At 69.6% G+C, this 15,065-nt stretch carries 13 protein-coding genes; 5 read left to right on the forward strand and 8 right to left on the reverse strand.

All coding sequences use genetic code 11. The features are described from left to right. Positions 1-2: 2 nt before the first annotated feature. The 7 genes from KV397_RS00270 to KV397_RS00300 form a co-directional block, all read right to left on the reverse strand. A complete protein-coding gene (locus KV397_RS00270) occupies positions 3-1,004 on the reverse strand; it encodes a glycoside hydrolase family 130 protein (protein WP_261811885.1) in 1,002 nt (333 codons plus the stop codon). Positions 1,005-1,031: 27 nt separating this feature from the next. Further along, on the reverse strand, positions 1,032-1,874 hold the full coding sequence (locus KV397_RS00275; RefSeq protein ID WP_261811886.1) for a carbohydrate ABC transporter permease: 843 nt from the start codon (positions 1,872-1,874) through the stop codon (positions 1,032-1,034). Continuing rightward, positions 1,871-2,767, reverse strand: coding sequence for a carbohydrate ABC transporter permease (locus KV397_RS00280; RefSeq protein ID WP_047524561.1), 897 nt, complete (start codon positions 2,765-2,767; stop codon positions 1,871-1,873). The genes KV397_RS00275 and KV397_RS00280 overlap by 4 nt, the downstream gene beginning before the upstream one ends. 4 nt (positions 2,768-2,771) lie before the next feature. Then, a complete protein-coding gene (locus KV397_RS00285; protein WP_047524541.1) occupies positions 2,772-4,037 on the reverse strand; it encodes an extracellular solute-binding protein in 1,266 nt (421 codons plus the stop codon). A 68-nt stretch (positions 4,038-4,105) separates the two neighbouring features. Continuing rightward, positions 4,106-5,110, reverse strand: coding sequence for a LacI family DNA-binding transcriptional regulator (locus tag KV397_RS00290; protein ID WP_261811887.1), 1,005 nt, complete (start codon positions 5,108-5,110; stop codon positions 4,106-4,108). Positions 5,111-5,301: 191 nt separating this feature from the next. Then, positions 5,302-6,222 carry a DnaJ domain-containing protein gene (locus tag KV397_RS00295; RefSeq protein WP_047524545.1) on the reverse strand — a complete coding sequence of 307 codons (921 nt, stop codon included), beginning with the start codon at positions 6,220-6,222 and terminating at the stop codon, positions 5,302-5,304. A gap of 70 nt (positions 6,223-6,292) precedes the next feature. After that, positions 6,293-6,946 carry an IMPACT family protein gene (locus KV397_RS00300; RefSeq protein ID WP_131494440.1) on the reverse strand — a complete coding sequence of 218 codons (654 nt, stop codon included), beginning with the start codon at positions 6,944-6,946 and terminating at the stop codon, positions 6,293-6,295. A gap of 114 nt (positions 6,947-7,060) precedes the next feature. Between KV397_RS00300 and KV397_RS00305 the strand changes: the two genes are divergently transcribed. From KV397_RS00305 to KV397_RS00325, 5 genes are all read left to right on the forward strand, one after another. Further along, positions 7,061-9,190, forward strand: a complete 2,130-nt coding sequence (locus KV397_RS00305; RefSeq protein ID WP_261811888.1) for an MMPL family transporter — start codon at positions 7,061-7,063, stop codon at positions 9,188-9,190. After that, positions 9,156-10,463 carry a sensor histidine kinase gene (locus KV397_RS00310; RefSeq protein ID WP_153243150.1) on the forward strand — a complete coding sequence of 436 codons (1,308 nt, stop codon included), beginning with the start codon at positions 9,156-9,158 and terminating at the stop codon, positions 10,461-10,463. The genes KV397_RS00305 and KV397_RS00310 overlap by 35 nt, the downstream gene beginning before the upstream one ends. Beyond that, a complete protein-coding gene (locus tag KV397_RS00315; protein WP_153243149.1) occupies positions 10,460-11,083 on the forward strand; it encodes a response regulator in 624 nt (207 codons plus the stop codon). Before KV397_RS00310 ends, KV397_RS00315 begins: the two co-directional genes overlap by 4 nt. 139 nt (positions 11,084-11,222) lie before the next feature. Continuing rightward, a complete protein-coding gene (locus tag KV397_RS00320; RefSeq protein ID WP_131494443.1) occupies positions 11,223-12,695 on the forward strand; it encodes an MATE family efflux transporter in 1,473 nt (490 codons plus the stop codon). Between the two features lie 135 nt (positions 12,696-12,830). Then, positions 12,831-13,247 (forward strand): hypothetical protein, encoded by a 417-nt coding sequence (locus tag KV397_RS00325; RefSeq protein ID WP_131494444.1) that lies wholly within the window; start codon positions 12,831-12,833, stop codon positions 13,245-13,247. Between the two features lie 4 nt (positions 13,248-13,251). On the opposite strand, the gene KV397_RS00330 is transcribed toward KV397_RS00325, so the two are convergent. Further along, positions 13,252-14,961: an AMP-binding protein gene (locus KV397_RS00330; RefSeq protein WP_261811889.1), complete on the reverse strand. Its 1,710-nt coding sequence runs from the start codon at positions 14,959-14,961 to the stop codon at positions 13,252-13,254. Positions 14,962-15,065 lie beyond the last annotated feature (104 nt).

Here is a 15,065-nt window from a genome sequence, read left to right on the forward strand (position 1 = left end):
CGTCACTCTCCGGCTTCCGCGCGCGAGGCGGCATCGGTGCGCAGTGCCCGTCCCCAGGGCTGCGCGGGGTCGTGGATCGCCACAGCGAGAGTCGTGTCGGACTGGCCGTAGTACGCGAACCACTTGCCGTGGAACTTCACCAGCCCCTCCACGAAGGTCACGTTGGAGACGAGTCCGTGCGTGTCCTCGAACGTCTGCGGGCGCAGCCAGGGCTCCTGCAGTCGCGCGATGACACGTGTCGGCTCGTCGGGGTCGATCGCGATCTGCCCGCAGCGGTAGTCCACCTCCACCGTGCCGTCGTCGTGCACGGTGCGGGTGGCACCGTTGGTGAGGAAGAGCAGCAGCCCGTTGTCGGTCACCACGGGAGAGGCGCCGATCTCGACGAGCGCCTCGTCCCAGGTGCCGGGCGTCGGCGAGTACATCGGCTCGGTGTCGGGCGTTCCGGGGGTCCAGTGGATCAGATCGTCGCTGGTCGCCCAGTAGATCGCGCCCTCGCCGAAGTACATCCACCACGTGCCGTGCATGCGCTGCGGCACGATGACCCCGGCCTTCGACCAGTTGAATCCGCGCGGGTCCATGGTCTTGAACGTGTCGAAGTCGTCGAACAACGGACCGTGCTTGGTCCAGGTGCGCAGGTCGGTCGAGGTGGCCAGGCACAGCTGTGCACTGCGGCGATCCCACCCCGTGTAGGTCAGGTAGTACGTGCCGTCGATCAGCGCGATACGCGGATCTTCGCAGCCGTAGCGTTCGTAGTCTTCGGACGGGGACAGGATCGGCGCATCCTCGCGGGTGAACGTCACCCCGTCCTTCGACCGGGCGATGCCGATGTGGGAGACGATGTCGTCGGCGTGCGCTCGGTAGAGCAGCACGACCTCGTCGCCATCGACGAGGGCCGCCGGGTTGTAGAGGTTGGCCGATTCCCAGCTGTCACCCCGAGGGCGCAGGATCGGGTTGCTTTCGTAGGGGGTGAACGGACCGAGGGGGAAGGAGGCTCCGGTGAACATGGGGCACTTTCTGTCGGGGGATGGGGGCTAGCCTTTGACGGCCGCGCCGAGGTCGGTGGCTTTGAAGAAGCGCTGGAAGACGACGAAGAGGATGACGACGGGGAACGCGAGCGCCGTGGCGCCGGCGAGGATCGCGCCGTTCGGGTTGGCCGTCGACTGCGCCACGTTGGAGATGTAGTTGGCGAGGGACACGGCCAGCGGCTGCAGGCTCGCATCCTTCGTGATGAGGAACGGCCAGAGGAATTCGTTCCAGGGGCCGATGAACGTGACCAGCACGACCGTCACGAGCACGGGGCGGATGAGCGGGATCGCGACCGATGTGAGCAGGCGGATCTCGCCGGCACCGTCGATCCGTGCGGCCTCGAAGATCTCCACCGGCAGCGCCTTGAAGAACTGCACGAAGATGAACACCGCGGTGGTGTTGATCAGGAACGGCAGGATCATGCCCAGATACGAGTCGCCGAGTCCATAGCTGCGGGTGATCTGCACGTAGAGCGGGATCATCAGCAACTGGAACGGCACCATCTGCACGAGCAGCATCAGCACCCAGACCACGCCGCGCCCCCGGAAGTCCAGGCGAGCGATCGCGTAGCCGGCGAGCAGCCCGAACACGACGGTTCCCAGGAGGACGCCCGCCGTGAAGATCAGCGAGTTGACCAGCGAACCGACCAGGTCGATGCGCGAGTCGATCGCGATGAAGTTGTCGACCGTCCACCCGCTCGTCGGGAACAGCTCGCTGGGGGAGTTCGTCGGGTTCTCCTGGAATGCCCCGACGATCATGAAGTAGAACGGGAAGGCGAAGCCGATGGCCGCGATCGTGAGCAGGATGATGCTCAGGATGCGGGGCAGTGAACGCTTCTTTCGCATCATCGCTCCCTCGTCGCTCGATTGGCCGCCAGCGACAGCATCCCGACGAAGATCACGAGGATCATGCCGATGGCCGCCGCCGTATCGGGGTTCTGCTGTTGGATGCCCAGCTGGTAGATCAGCAGGACGGGGGTGGTCGAGGCGCCGTCCGGGCCGCCGCCGTTGGTGAGCAGGTACGGCTCGGTGAAGAGGTTGGCTCCGGTGATGATCGAGAGGATCAGCACGAGGGTCGTGGCGCTGCGCACCCCGGGGATCGTGACGTGCCGGAAACGCGAGAACACTCCGGCGCCGTCGGTCTCCGCCGACTCGTAGAGCTCCCTCGGCACGTTCTGCAGGGCCGCCAGGTAGAGCAGGATGTAGAACCCGAGCTGCTTCCAAGTGACGTAGAACGCGATCATCGGCATCGCGAGTCCGCTGTTCACGAGCCACGACGGATCCGGGGCGAGCGGGCCGAGGATGGTGTTGATCAGCCCGTTGCCCGAGAACAGCAGCATCCACACGCCCACGAGGGAGACGCTCGCCGTCAGGTAGGGGACGTAGAACGCGACCCGGTAGGCGGCGACCCAGCGGATGCCGGTGTTGAGCGCCGCGGCGAGGACCAGGGCGAGCACCGCCGTGAGCGGCACGTTGATGACGAGGAAGATCAGGGTGTTGCGGAAGGATCCGAGGACCCGCGGGTCGGTGAGCACCGTGACGAAGTTGTCGAAGCCGACGAACGGGCGGTCGACCTCGGTGCCGGGTGCCGTGAAGAAGTAGTCGTGGAAGGCGATGTAGACGGCGAACGCGAGCGGATACGCGAAGATCGCGATCACGAACACGAAGTACGGCAGCGCGAACAGCCCGCCGACCGGTTGCGCACCCAGCCATCGGGTGCGCAACCGCTTCTTGTCGGTCACGATGTCACTCGGCGACGAGCTCGTCGATCTTCGTCGCCGCATTCCCGAGGAAGTCGTCGATCGACTCCTTGTCGAAGATCACGGCGGAGGAGTACTCGTCGCGGAACGCCTGCCATGCCTCGACGGAGTTCGGGATGCTGGGGACGTCGGCGGTCTTCTCGGCCTGCTCGGCGAACGCCACGTAGTTCGGGTTCGCGGCGAAGTAGTCGCCGTAGGCGTCGGTGAGGCCGGTGCGCATCGGCATCTGACCGGTCGCCTCGAGCAGCTGTCCGTCGCTCTCCTCGCTGGTCGAGAACTTCAGGAACTCCCACGCCGTGCCCTGGTTCTCACAGGCCGTGAACATCGACACGCTCTTGGAGTCGGCGAAGGTCGTGGGGTTGTCCCGGCCGTCGCTGGTCGGCACGGGCATGAAGCCGACATCGACGGTGTCGGCGTACGACGGGATGGCCCAGGGGCCGGCGAGCTGCATGGCGGTGGTGCCGGCCGACATCGCGTCGTCGGTCGACGCCTCGTTCGGCGACAGCTTCTCGTCGTAGAAGGTCTTCCAGAACTCGGAGACCGTGCGCCCGGCGTCCGAGTCGAACGTGGCCTTGCCGTCTTCCACCAGCATCGTGCCGTCCGTCTCGGCCAGGTACAGCGGATAGAAGTCGAACCACGGCTGGTAGAACTCGCTGGTCGGAGCGGGCCAGATGGCGCTCTGCACACCGGAGTCGACGATCGCACGCGAGCCTTCGAGGAAGGAGTCGTAGGTGTTCATCTGCGGGTCTTCGGGGTCGATGCCGGCGGCTTCGAAGAGCGCCTTGTTGTACATGACCATCACGGGGTTCGACTTCCAGGGCAGCTGGTAGAAGCTGCCGTCACTGGCATAGGCGTCGACATCGCCGCCGCGCTCGGTGATGTAGTCGGCGCCCCCGTCGATCGCGCTGAGGTCGACGAGGCCTCCCTGCTTGACCCAGCCCGAGACCGCGGCAGGGGCCACGTTGTACACGAGGCAGGGCGCGGTGCCGGCGGTGATCGCGGCGGTGATGGCCTCTTCCGACGACGATCCGGCGGGAATCTCCTGTGCCTTCACCTGCTCGTCGGGATGCTCGGCGTTCCAGGCCTCGACGACGGCGGTGCCCCAGGCGACCTCCTGCTCGTTGTTGGAGAGCCAGATGCTGATGGGGCCGGTGCCGTCGGCGGATCCCTCCCCGCCACCTCCTCCGGCCGAGCATCCGGTGGCGACGAGAGCGGTGGCGCCGATCAGGGCGATTGCGCGGAACTTCTTCATGATGTCCTCCTTGACACTGCGGGGTACGGCTGCATGGCCGTGGGGTGGTGCGGTAGGTGGTGGTGTGGTCAGGCGCGTGCTGCCGACCCGGTGCTCTCCCGGAAGTGCACGACGTTGCAGTCGACGACCTCGGTGCGCGGCGGCGCTCCGATGATCTCCGCCCGCAGGAGCCGGGCGGCGGCGCGGCCCCGGGCGGCGGGATCAGAGGAGACGCTGGTCAGCGCCGGCGACAGGTGGGCGGAGAGGTGATCGTCGTCGAATCCGGAGATCGCGAGGTCCTGGGGAATCGAGAGTCCCTGTGCGCGTGCATAGGAGAGGCCGGCGATCGCCATGGTGTCGTTCGAATAGAGGATCGCGGTCGGCCGGTCGGGCAGGGCGAGGAGCTCGGCGGTGCGGGCGCGCCCGCTCGCGGCCGTGAAGTCGCCCTCGCGGAGCAGCTCGTCGTCGCCGACCGCCTCGACGTAGGCCTCGGCGCGTGCCTTCGAGTGCACGTAGTCGAGGGGGCCGGAGACATGGGCGATGCGTCCGTGCCCGGCGGCGCGGAGGTGTGCGACGAGCTCGCGGATCGGTGCGGCATCGTCGGTGCGCACGCACGAGAACCCGGTCGGCTGGTCGTAGGCGCCTACCAGCACGGTCGGCAGGCCGAGGTCGTCGAGGAACGGCACGCGCCAGTCGTCGGTACGCAGATCGAGCAGGAGCGCCCCGTCGGCCCTGCCGTGGGTGAGCGTGCGGTACGCCCGTTCCTCGGCGTGGCGGTCGGGGACGACCTGGAGCAGGAGCGCGGTCTCGGTCTCGGCGAGCACCGACTCGACCCCCGCGATGAAGGCCGGGAAGAAGGAGTCGTTCGCGATGACCTCCGGGTCGCGGGCGAGGACGACTGCGATGGCGTTGGCCCGGCGGGTGGCGAGTGCCCGTGCGCTCTGGCTCGGGGCCCACTCCAGCTTCTCGGCCGCGGCGAGCACCTTCGCCCGCGTCTCCTCGGAGATGGGGCGGTTGCCGCTCAGGGCGTGCGACACGGTGGCCTTCGTGACGCCGGCTTCCCGGGCGACATCGGCGATCGTCGTGCGGCTCATGCCACCTCCTCGTGGACCCGGCACGCGGACAGCGTGAACCGGTTTGACGAGTGTAAACCGGTTTGATTCCGGAAGTCAACGGTCCTGTCGGCGGTCCTGCCCGGTCCCGTCGGCCTTCGAATCACCCAAATGGCGCGACGAAGACGCTGGATACGACCGTTCGCGCGATCCGAAAGCGGAGGACCGGCAGGTCAGACGAAGCGGACGGTCTGCTGCAGGCGCGTCCGGACGTCGAACAGCTCGTTGCCGCCGATCGCACGCGCGTGCGGCACACCCTGACGCAGCACCATGGCGAGCGCACTGCGGCGCACCACCACGACCGGGACTCCGCGACTGGTGCCCAGCGGTGTGACGGCCTGGGCGAGGTCGTCATCGGGCAGCACCACGATGGCGCCGCTGAATCGGACGCGTGCGGCCTTGGCGATCGTTCGCATCCGGCGGAGGGCCGCGGTGACGGGCGCCCGCGTGCCGAGGCTCGGTCCGGTGATCTCGCCGCGACGGAAGCCGACGACCCCGCCGAAGTCCTCCGACATCACGCCGTACAGACCCGAGGGGCCGAGGATCACGTGGTCGAGCTTGTCGTCAGCGTCTGCTCCGGCCACGACGTCGTGCCAGACGGTGTAGCCCATCCCGAGGTCGGAGACCGTGCGCGCCGTCGCCTCTTCCGCGAGGGCATCGGCGAGGAGGCGGCGCACGTCACGCGGTGCCGAGCGCACCAGGGCGGGGTCGTAGGGGTCGGGCACGTCGACGCCGCGGCCCGCCCATTCGCGGATGAGCGCCAGGTAGCGCTCCCGGCGCCAGCCTCCGGGGTGGCCGTAGGCACGGGCGCGCGGACGTGTGTCGGTGCGAGCGGCCGGCGGTCGCCATCCGCTCCACTCGGCACCGGCATCGTGGGTCACGCCGGTTCGGCGGTCGTAGGCGGCGCGGCTCTCGACGGTGCCGACCAGCTCCCACGCGCGCTGCACCTGGATGAAGACAGCGGCGTCGCCGCCCGTGTCCGGATGGGTCTGCCGAAGGCGCAGGCGGTAGGCGCGGCGCAACCCGTCCTCATCGATCGAGGGGTCGACGCCGAGGACCTCATAGGCCGACGCCGAGAGCGGACTGTCGAACATCGCTCTCCCTCCGCGACCGCGGCATCCAGGATATCCACCCCGACTGGCTTCCTTCGCGATTCGAAGGGGGTCAGGCGGGCACGTCGACGATGCGCTCGACGCCGAGCACCGGGACGACTGCTCCCGCGGACGCGGCGGCCAGATCGTCGGTGAGTCGAGGGAGCTCCGTCTGCGGGGCCCACAGCTCGAGCGTGGCCGTCGCGGCATAGGTCGGTTCACCGAGCGTCGCGCCGTGATGAGCCGCCCACTCGCGCAGCAGGTTGTCGTAGCGACCCGCGTCGGCGTGCGGCACCTCGAGCGTCACCTGCCGCAGCGCTGCCCTGCGCACGAGGGCCGCCTGGTCGAGGGTCTCCGACACCGCGGAGGAGTATGCGCGCACGAGCCCTCCCGCCCCGAGCTTCACCCCGCCGAAGTACCGCGTCACCACGGCGACCACGTCGGTCAGGTCACGCCGACGCAGCACTTCCAGCATCGGGATCCCGGCCGTGCCCGAGGGCTCCCCGTCATCCGACGACCGAGCCTGATCGCCGAGCAGGCCGGTGACCATCGCGGTGCAGTTGTGGTTCGCGTCCCAGGCCCTCTTGCGGATCCCCGCGATGACCGCCTCCGCCTGCTCGACCGAGGTCACGGGCTCGACGTGCGTGAGGAAGCGCGACTTGCGGATGACCGTCTCGTGCTCGATCGCGGCGGCGATGGTGGCGGGATAGCTGCGGACGGAGGTCACCCGCCTCACGATACCCAGGCCGCATCCCGCCCGGAGCGGATCCATCGAAGGGTGGAGACCCGTCTCCGCCCCGCGCGCGATCCGCCGGGGAGTCGCGGCGGCTGGACTGGATCCATGCTCCGCACCCTCCGTTCCCTCCCCCTGTGGCTCACCTACCGTCGCGGCGCGTGGGTCTCCCTGCTGATCGCGGTGGTCGCCTTCACCGCCCTCCTCGGTGCGCTCGGACGGGCGTCGCTTCCCGCCGGCACCGACGTCGCCCCGCCCGACTCGGAATCCGCACAGGCGGCGATGCTCGCCGAACAGTTCCCCGACGCGGACGAGCACACGGTGCTGCTGGTCGCCGCCCGTGACGACGGCGGGGAGCTCCGCGACGCCGACCTCACCGCCCTCGGTGCCCTCGCGGCCGACGTCGAGGAGGAGACCGGACACGAACCGCGTGGTCCGATCATCAGCGACGACGGCGAGGCCGCAGCGATCCAGGCGACGCTGACGCTCGACGGCGGTGATGATGCCGCCGCGGAGGCCGTGCACGCTCTGCGCGACACGGTGGCGGCGCATCCGATCGACGGGGTCGGTGTGCAGGTCACCGGTGGTCCCGCGTTCGGTGTGGACGTCGCCTCCGCGTTCGACGGCGCCGACTTCACCTTGCTGATCGTGACCCTCGGGATCGTCGCACTGCTGCTCATCGTCACCTACCGCTCACCCGTGCTCTGGATGATCCCGCTCGTCGTCGTCGCGCTGGCCGATCAGCTGGCGAACAAGGCGACCGCCGCGATCGGCGCCGGGCTCGGTCTGCAGTTCGATTCCGGCATCGTCAGCGTGCTCGTGTTCGGGGCCGGGACGAACTACGCCCTCCTGCTCATCTCGCGCTATCGCGAAGAGCTCGCCCGTGAGGCCGATCACCGCCGCGCCCTGGTCGCCGCGTGGCGGGCCACCGCTCCGGCGATCGTCGCCTCGAACGTCACCGTGGTCCTTGCGCTGTCGACGCTGGCCCTCGCTGTGATCCCGGGCACGCGGGGGCTCGGTATCGCCTCGGCCGTCGGACTCCTGATCGCGCTCGCCGCCGTGCTGCTGGTGCTCCCGCCGGCGCTCGCCGTGTGCGGTCGTCGGCTCTTCTGGCCGTTCGCGCCGCGCGTGGGCGACACCGCCGTCACGGGGCGCGTGTGGGGCGTGGTGGCACAGCGCGTCTCCCGTCGCCCGTGGGTGCCGCTGGTCGGCGGCCTCGCGCTCCTCGGTGTCCTCGCCGGCGGTCTGGCCGGGGCATCCGTCGGGCTCACCCAGGTCGAGAAGTTCCGGGTCGCGTCGGAGTCCGCCGCGGGGCTGACGACGCTCGGGGATCACTTCCCCGCAGGCGAGGCGCAGCCGATAGTCGTGATCGGAGGGACGGCGGAGGCCGAGGCGCTGGCCGCGGCGATCGACGACGTGCCGGGTGTGCTGCGGGTGTCGGCCACGGGCGACAGCAGCGACGGCGCGCTCACCCGTCTGCTCGTCGTCGGAGAGCCGGCACCGGGCACGACCGAGAGTCTCGATCTGGTCCGTGCCGTGCGAGAGGCCGCGGCGTCGGTGCCGGAGGCGGATGCCGCGGTCGGGGGGCCCGTTGCCGCAGATCTCGACGCGCGCGACGGCAATCAGCGCGATCTGCTGCTCATCGTCCCGCTCGTGCTCGCGGTCAGCCTGCTCGTGCTCATCGTGCTGCTGCGCTCCCTGGTGGCACCGGTGCTGCTGCTCGCGGTGAACATCCTCAGCGCGGTCGCGGCGATCGGTGCGGGCACGTGGCTGAGCCGGGTCGTGTTCGGATGGGAGTCGCTCGACCTGCAGGTGCCGCTGCTGTCGTTCCTGTTCCTCGTGGCGCTCGGGATCGACTACACGATCTTCCTCGTCCATCGCGCCAGGATCGAGGCGCTGACGGTCGGGACGCGGCAGGGGATGGTGCGAGCGGTCACCGCGACGGGTGGGGTGATCACCAGCGCCGGAGTCGTGCTCGCGGCGGTTTTCGCGGCGCTCGGGTTGCTGCCCCTGGTCACGCTCGGACAGATCGGGCTCATCGTCGGGATCGGGGTGCTCGTCGACACCTTCGTCGTGCGCACCCTGGTGGTCCCTGCGTTGTTCGCCCTCGTCGGCGAACGGATGTGGTGGCCGCGGAAGGTCGGGGGTGCCGGATCCCGCGCCGATCGACACGGAGACCACCCGCGCGGGGGAGAATACGAGGATGCCGCAGTCGCCGTCCCCGCAGACGCGGGCTGAGCGTCCCGGCCGCGTCGACCCCGCGGCAGGGATCCGCGCGCCGCGCACGTGGGCGAGCCTGGTCGGGTCGATCCGGATCGGCCAGGCCGTCATCACGGTCGTGCTGGTCGCGATCGGCGCCTGGCGTGCGGCCGCCGACGGCGTCCCGCTGCCGTGGGTGCTCGCCCTCTCGCTCGTCTTCCTCGGCTGGTACGGCGGCGGCCTGCTGCTGGGCGAGCGGACCTCCGACCGTCGTCTGGCGACCGGGTGGCTGCTCGGGCTGACGCTCATCTGGCTCGGCGCGGTCGTGGTCTCTCCGGAATTCGTGTGGCTCGCGTTCCCGCTGTGGCTGCTCGCCGGCTTCGTGATGCGCCTGCGGTGGGCGCTGCTGCTGAGCGTGGTGGTGCTCGCCGTCGTGGTCACCGCTCCGCTGCTGCACACCGGCACCACGACCTACGCGAACGTGATCGGTCCTCTCGTCGGCGGTGTCTTCGCGCTGGGGATCTCCCGCGGGTACCTCGAGCTCGTGCGTGACGGCCGGGAGAGGCGTCGACTGATCGCGTCTCTCGTCGCGACGCAGGAGGAGATGGCGGCTCTGCAGGACGAGCTCGCCCGTACCCAGCGCGAGTCGGGGGCGAGCGCGGAACGCACCCGGGTCTCTCGCGACATCCACGACACGGTCGCGCAGAGCGTGTCCTCGATCGGGATGCTGGCACGGTCGGCGCTGGAGGCGGATGATCCGGCACAGCGCACCCGCGCGCTCGAACAGATCGGTGCGCTCGCCACGGAGGGGATGGCGGACGCGCGGCGCATCGTGAACGCGCTGATGCCTGCCGAACTCGAGTCCACCGCGCTCGGCGACGCGCTCGCCCGCATGCTCGCACGACTGGCCGAAGAGACCGGGATCGAGGGGACGCTGAACGCCGACGACGACCTCCCGGCGCTCGGCATCGACGCGGAGGTCGCCCTGTTGCGGACGGCGCAGTCCGCTCTCGCGAACGTCCGGTCCCATGCCGAGGCCTCTCGCGTCGTGGTCACCCTGGCCGACGCCGGTGACGCGGTGCGGCTCGACATCGTCGACGACGGAGTCGGCTTCGATGCCCGGCGCTGGGACACGCAGGGCGGAATCGGCAGCACGGGCGGGGGCTACGGGCTGCGCTCGATGCGCGCGCGGCTGCGGGAGCTCGGCGGAGGGCTCGACGTGGAGAGCGCCGCGGGCGACGGCACCGCGCTGTCGGCCCATGTCCCGCTCGGTGGAACAGTGCCGGCGCAGCGGACGGAGGGCACGGCATGACCGCCGTACGCGTGCTGCTCGTCGACGACCATCCCATCGTCCGGGCCGGAGTGCGCTCGCTGTTCGACCATCGTGACGACGTCGAGGTGGTCGGGGAGTCCGCCTCCGGCGAGGAGGCCGTGGCTCTCGCGCGACACCTGCATCCGGACGTCGTGCTCTGCGATCTGCGGCTCGGCGACGGCATGAACGGCGTGCAGACGACGGCCGCGCTCCGCGGGCTGGATCCGGCGCCCGCCGTCCTCATCCTGACCACGTTCGACCGTGACGCCGAGATCCTCGGAGCGATCGAAGCCGGCGCCTCCGGGTACCTGCTGAAGGATGTGGCCCCCGAAGACATCGTCCGCGCGATCCGTCAGGCGGCCGCCGGAGGACTCGTGCTCACCCCGGAACTCAGCGAACGGGTCGTGCAGGTCATGCGCGCACCGCGGGTGCGGCTGACCGAACGCGAGCTGGCGGTGCTTCGGCTGCTCGACACGGGCGCCTCGAACCGCGAGATCGCGAAGACCCTGTTCGTGACGGAGGCCACAGTGAAGACGCACCTCGTGCACGTGTTCGAGAAGCTCGGCGCCGACAGTCGTGCCCGCGCCATCGCCATCGCCCGCGACACCGGTCTGCTCTGAGCCTTCCGGCATCTCCAGCTCTTCCTGGCCCTGCGCAAGCGTCTGCTCCCGGCGAAGTCCGCCTGACCCCGCCTTCGAATCGATTCGATATGCTGGTGTGCACCCCGATCCATCCCCCAGCTCTGCGAGCCGCTCCTTCATGGCCACCTCCCTCACCACGGGCCGTCCGTGGCGCGTCATCCTTGCCTTCTCCATCCCCCTCCTGCTCGGCAATGTGGTCCAGCAGCTCTACCAGTTCGCCGACGCGATCGTCGTCGGCAGGCACCTCGGCGTCACCTCGCTCGCCGCCGTGGGCGCGACCGGCAGCCTGCTGTTCCTGCTCCTCGGGTTCGCCTGGGGTCTGACGAGTGGATTCGCGATCCCGATCGCGCAGGCGTTCGGCGCGCGTGACGATGCCGCCGTACGCCGCTCCGTCGCGACGGGTGTGTTCCTCAGCGCCATCACCAGTGTGATCCTCACGGTCGCGGCGCCGCTGCTCGCCGGTCCCATCCTGGCGCTGCTGCAGACACCGGCCGAGCTCATGCCCGAAGCCACGACCTTCACGCAGATCAGCTTCCTGGGCGCCAGCGCGACCATGTTCTTCAACTACCTCTCGGCGATCATCCGCGCCATCGGCGACTCCAAGACGCCCCTGGTCTTCCTCACCATCGCCTGTGCGTTGAACGTCGGACTCGTCGTCCTGATGGTCGGCCCGCTCGGATGGGGTGTGGGCGGAGCCGCCCTCGCGACCGTCGTGGCGCAGGCGGTCTCGGTGGCGCTGTGTCTCGAGTTCGTGCGCCGCCGCCTGCCCATGCTGCACCTCCGCCGTGCCGATTGGCGCATCGGGCGGGACGACATCGCCGAGCACCTGCGCCTCGGCCTGCCGATGGGCTTCCAGGCCTCGATCATCGCGATCGGCACGCTCACCGTGCAGGTGGCGTTGAACACCCTCGGGGCTGATGCCGTCGCCGCGTACACGACGGGATCCCGGGTCGACAGCCTCGCGGTCGCGCTGCTCTCGTCGCTCGGCCTCGCCGTCTCGATGTACGTGGCGCAGAACCACGGCGGACGTCGGCCCGATCGCATCCGTCGTGGTGTCGTCGAAGCGACGTGGATGGCGGTCGGCGCCGGCGTGGTGCTCGGCGTGCTGCTGATCGCCTTCGGTGCGCCGATGGTGCGCCTGTTCATCGGAGAGGGATCCGACGACGTCGTCGACATGGCGCATCGGATGCTGATCATCAACGGCTGCGGCTATTGGGCGCTCGGCATGCTGTTCGTGCTGCGCGGCGCGCTCCAGGGCCTCGGCCACACGCTCGTGCCCACCGTGACCGGCGTGATCGAGTTGGTGATGCGCGTCGGAGCGGCCATCGTCCTCGGGGCCTGGATCGGTTTCGACGGCGTGGCCCTGAGCAATCCGCTCGCCTGGGTGGGGGCGATCGTGCTGCTGGTGCCCGCCTACATCCGCGCGCACCGGGCGCTCGCGCATCTCCCGGTCGCGCCTGCCGAGGCGACCGAGACCTCGGCGATCGCGATCGTCGGACCGACCGACGGCTCGATGGTCGTGGACGCCGTCGTCACCCAGCCCGTGCGCGTGGTGCGCGCCCGCCGGCTGCGGTGGCCGAGTCGGCGCTGAGGGTCCGCGACGCCGCCGTCGTGCCGACGAGATATCCGTCTGCAGGATGATGTGGATCGGACTTGAGACGGATGGCCTTTCCGAGACACACTTCTAGTGTCGAGGTAGCGGGATTTCCGCTGACGGGGGGTCGTCATGACGACAATGAGAGTGGCCAGCGATCTGGCTGCGGTGATGGTGCCGATCGGTTATGTGGGCGCGGCGATCGCCGCCGCCTGTGCGATCGTGGCGGCGGTCGCGGTGATCCGCGGGTCCGGAGGGCTCGCCGGGGGAGCCGTGGGGGTGTGGATCGTCGGTGCGCTGCTGAGCGTCACGGCGTCGTTCGCCCAGGAATGGACGCCGTTGATCCTTTCGGGGGCGGCGCTGGTCGGGATGCTGGTGATCGGGGGTGTCGTGCGGGCCATCATGACCGCGGCCGGTGCCGGACGGCCGGCGCGTGAGACGGATGCGGCACTGCCCGCAGCCGTGCCGGTGTCGAGGCCCGCGGTCGGGTCCAAAACGGCGCGCGTGGCGACGTCGCCGACGACCGCGTCGATCGCGGTGGTCCCCTGAGCGCTCAGCGATAGTCGCGGTCGCGGTGCTGTCCGGTTTCGTCGCCGGATTCCACGCGCGCGGCCTCGCGCCCACGCAGCTCGACACGACGGATCTTGCCGGAGATGGTCTTCGGCAGCTCGGGCACGAACTCGATGATCCGCACCCACAGGTGCGACGACAGGCGCTCGTGGGCGTAGGTGAAGATCGCTCGGGCGGCGTCCGTGTCGGCGACCGTGGCTCCGGGGGTCAGGCAGACATACGCTTTCGGCACGGCCAACCGTGTCGGATCCGGGCTCGGGATCACCGCCGCCTCGACCACGAGGTCGTGTTCGAGCAGCACCGACTCGAGCTCGAACGGCGAGATCTTGTAGTCCGAGGCCTTGAACACGTCGTCGGAGCGCCCGACGTAGGTGAGGTATCCGTCGGAGTCGCGCACCGCGATGTCACCGGTGTGGTGGTAGCCGCCGGCGCGTGACTGCGCTGTCTTCTCCGGGTCGTCGAAGTAGCCCGCCATCAACCCGAGCGGCGGGTTCGTCAGATCGAGTGCGATCTCCCCTTCGTGCTCGACGACGGCCCCGGTGACCGGGTCGAGCAGGACGACGGGGTAGCCGGGGAGGGGGCGCCCCATGGATCCGACCTTCACGGTCTGCCCCGGAGAATTCCCGATGCACGCCGTCATCTCGGTCTGCCCGAAACCGTCGCGGATCGTGCCGCCCCACGCATCGCGCACCCGGTCGATGACCTCGGGATTCAACGGTTCGCCCGCACCGACCAGCTCGCGCGGAGGGTGGGTGAGACGCGAGAGATCGGCCTGGATCAGCATCCGCCAGACGGTGGGCGGTGCACAGAACGTCGAGACGTGGTGAGTCTCCATGACCTGCATGAGGGTGTTCGCGTCGAAGCGGGCGTAGTTGTAAACGAACACGGTCGCCTCGGCGAGGAACGGCGAGTAGAAGCTCGACCAGGCGTGCTTCGCCCAACCGGGCGACGAGATGTTGAGGTGCACGTCGTCGGGGCGCACCCCGAGCCACCACATGGTCGACAGGTGTCCGACCGGGTACGAGACGTGGGTGTGCTGCACGAGTTTCGGGCGGTTCGTGGTGCCCGAGGTGAAGTAGAGCAGGGCGGTGTCGGACGCGGGGGTGGGTCCGACCGGCTCGAAGGTGGCGGGGGCGTCGGCCGAGTCGTCGAAGCGCTCCCACCCCGCGGAGATGCCGTCGCCCACACCGATGCGCAGGATGCCGGGGTCGAGGGTCAGGAGCCGGTCGCCGAGGGTTCCGAGGGTGATGACGGCGCGGGCGCGGCCGTGGTCGACGCGGTACTCGAGGTCCGATGCCGACAGGAGCGTGGACGTGGGGATCGACACCGCGCCGATCTTCGTGATCGCCAGCATCACCTCCCACAGTTCGATCGTGTTGTTCAGCATCACGATCACGTGGTCGCCCCGGCGGAGGCCGAGGCCGGTGAGCCAGGCGGCGACCTGGTCGGATCGCGTCGAGAGCTCGCCGTAGGTCCAGGTGCGCAGGCTCAGGTCGGCTTCGACGATCTGCACCGCGGGACGATCCGGCTTCTCGGCGGCGACCACATCGAACCACTCGAGGGCGAAGTTGAACTGGTCGACCTCGGGCCAGGCGAACCCTGCTCGCGCGGCCGCGTAGTCCGTCGCGTGGGTGAAGAGGAAGTCCCGCATCTCGCGGATGCTCTGCGTGGCGGCGGTCGCGCTGCGGCTCATGGTGCTCCCTTGTCGCGTGTTCCATCTTGTCGCGCGTTCCATCTTGTCGCGTGCGAGTGCAGAAACGCGCCTGACAGCCCCGTCTCCGGCGCACTTTTGATCCC

Origin of the sequence: Microbacterium aurugineum, assembly GCF_023101205.1 — a bacterium.
GTDB classification, from domain to species: domain Bacteria; phylum Actinomycetota; class Actinomycetes; order Actinomycetales; family Microbacteriaceae; genus Microbacterium; species Microbacterium aurugineum.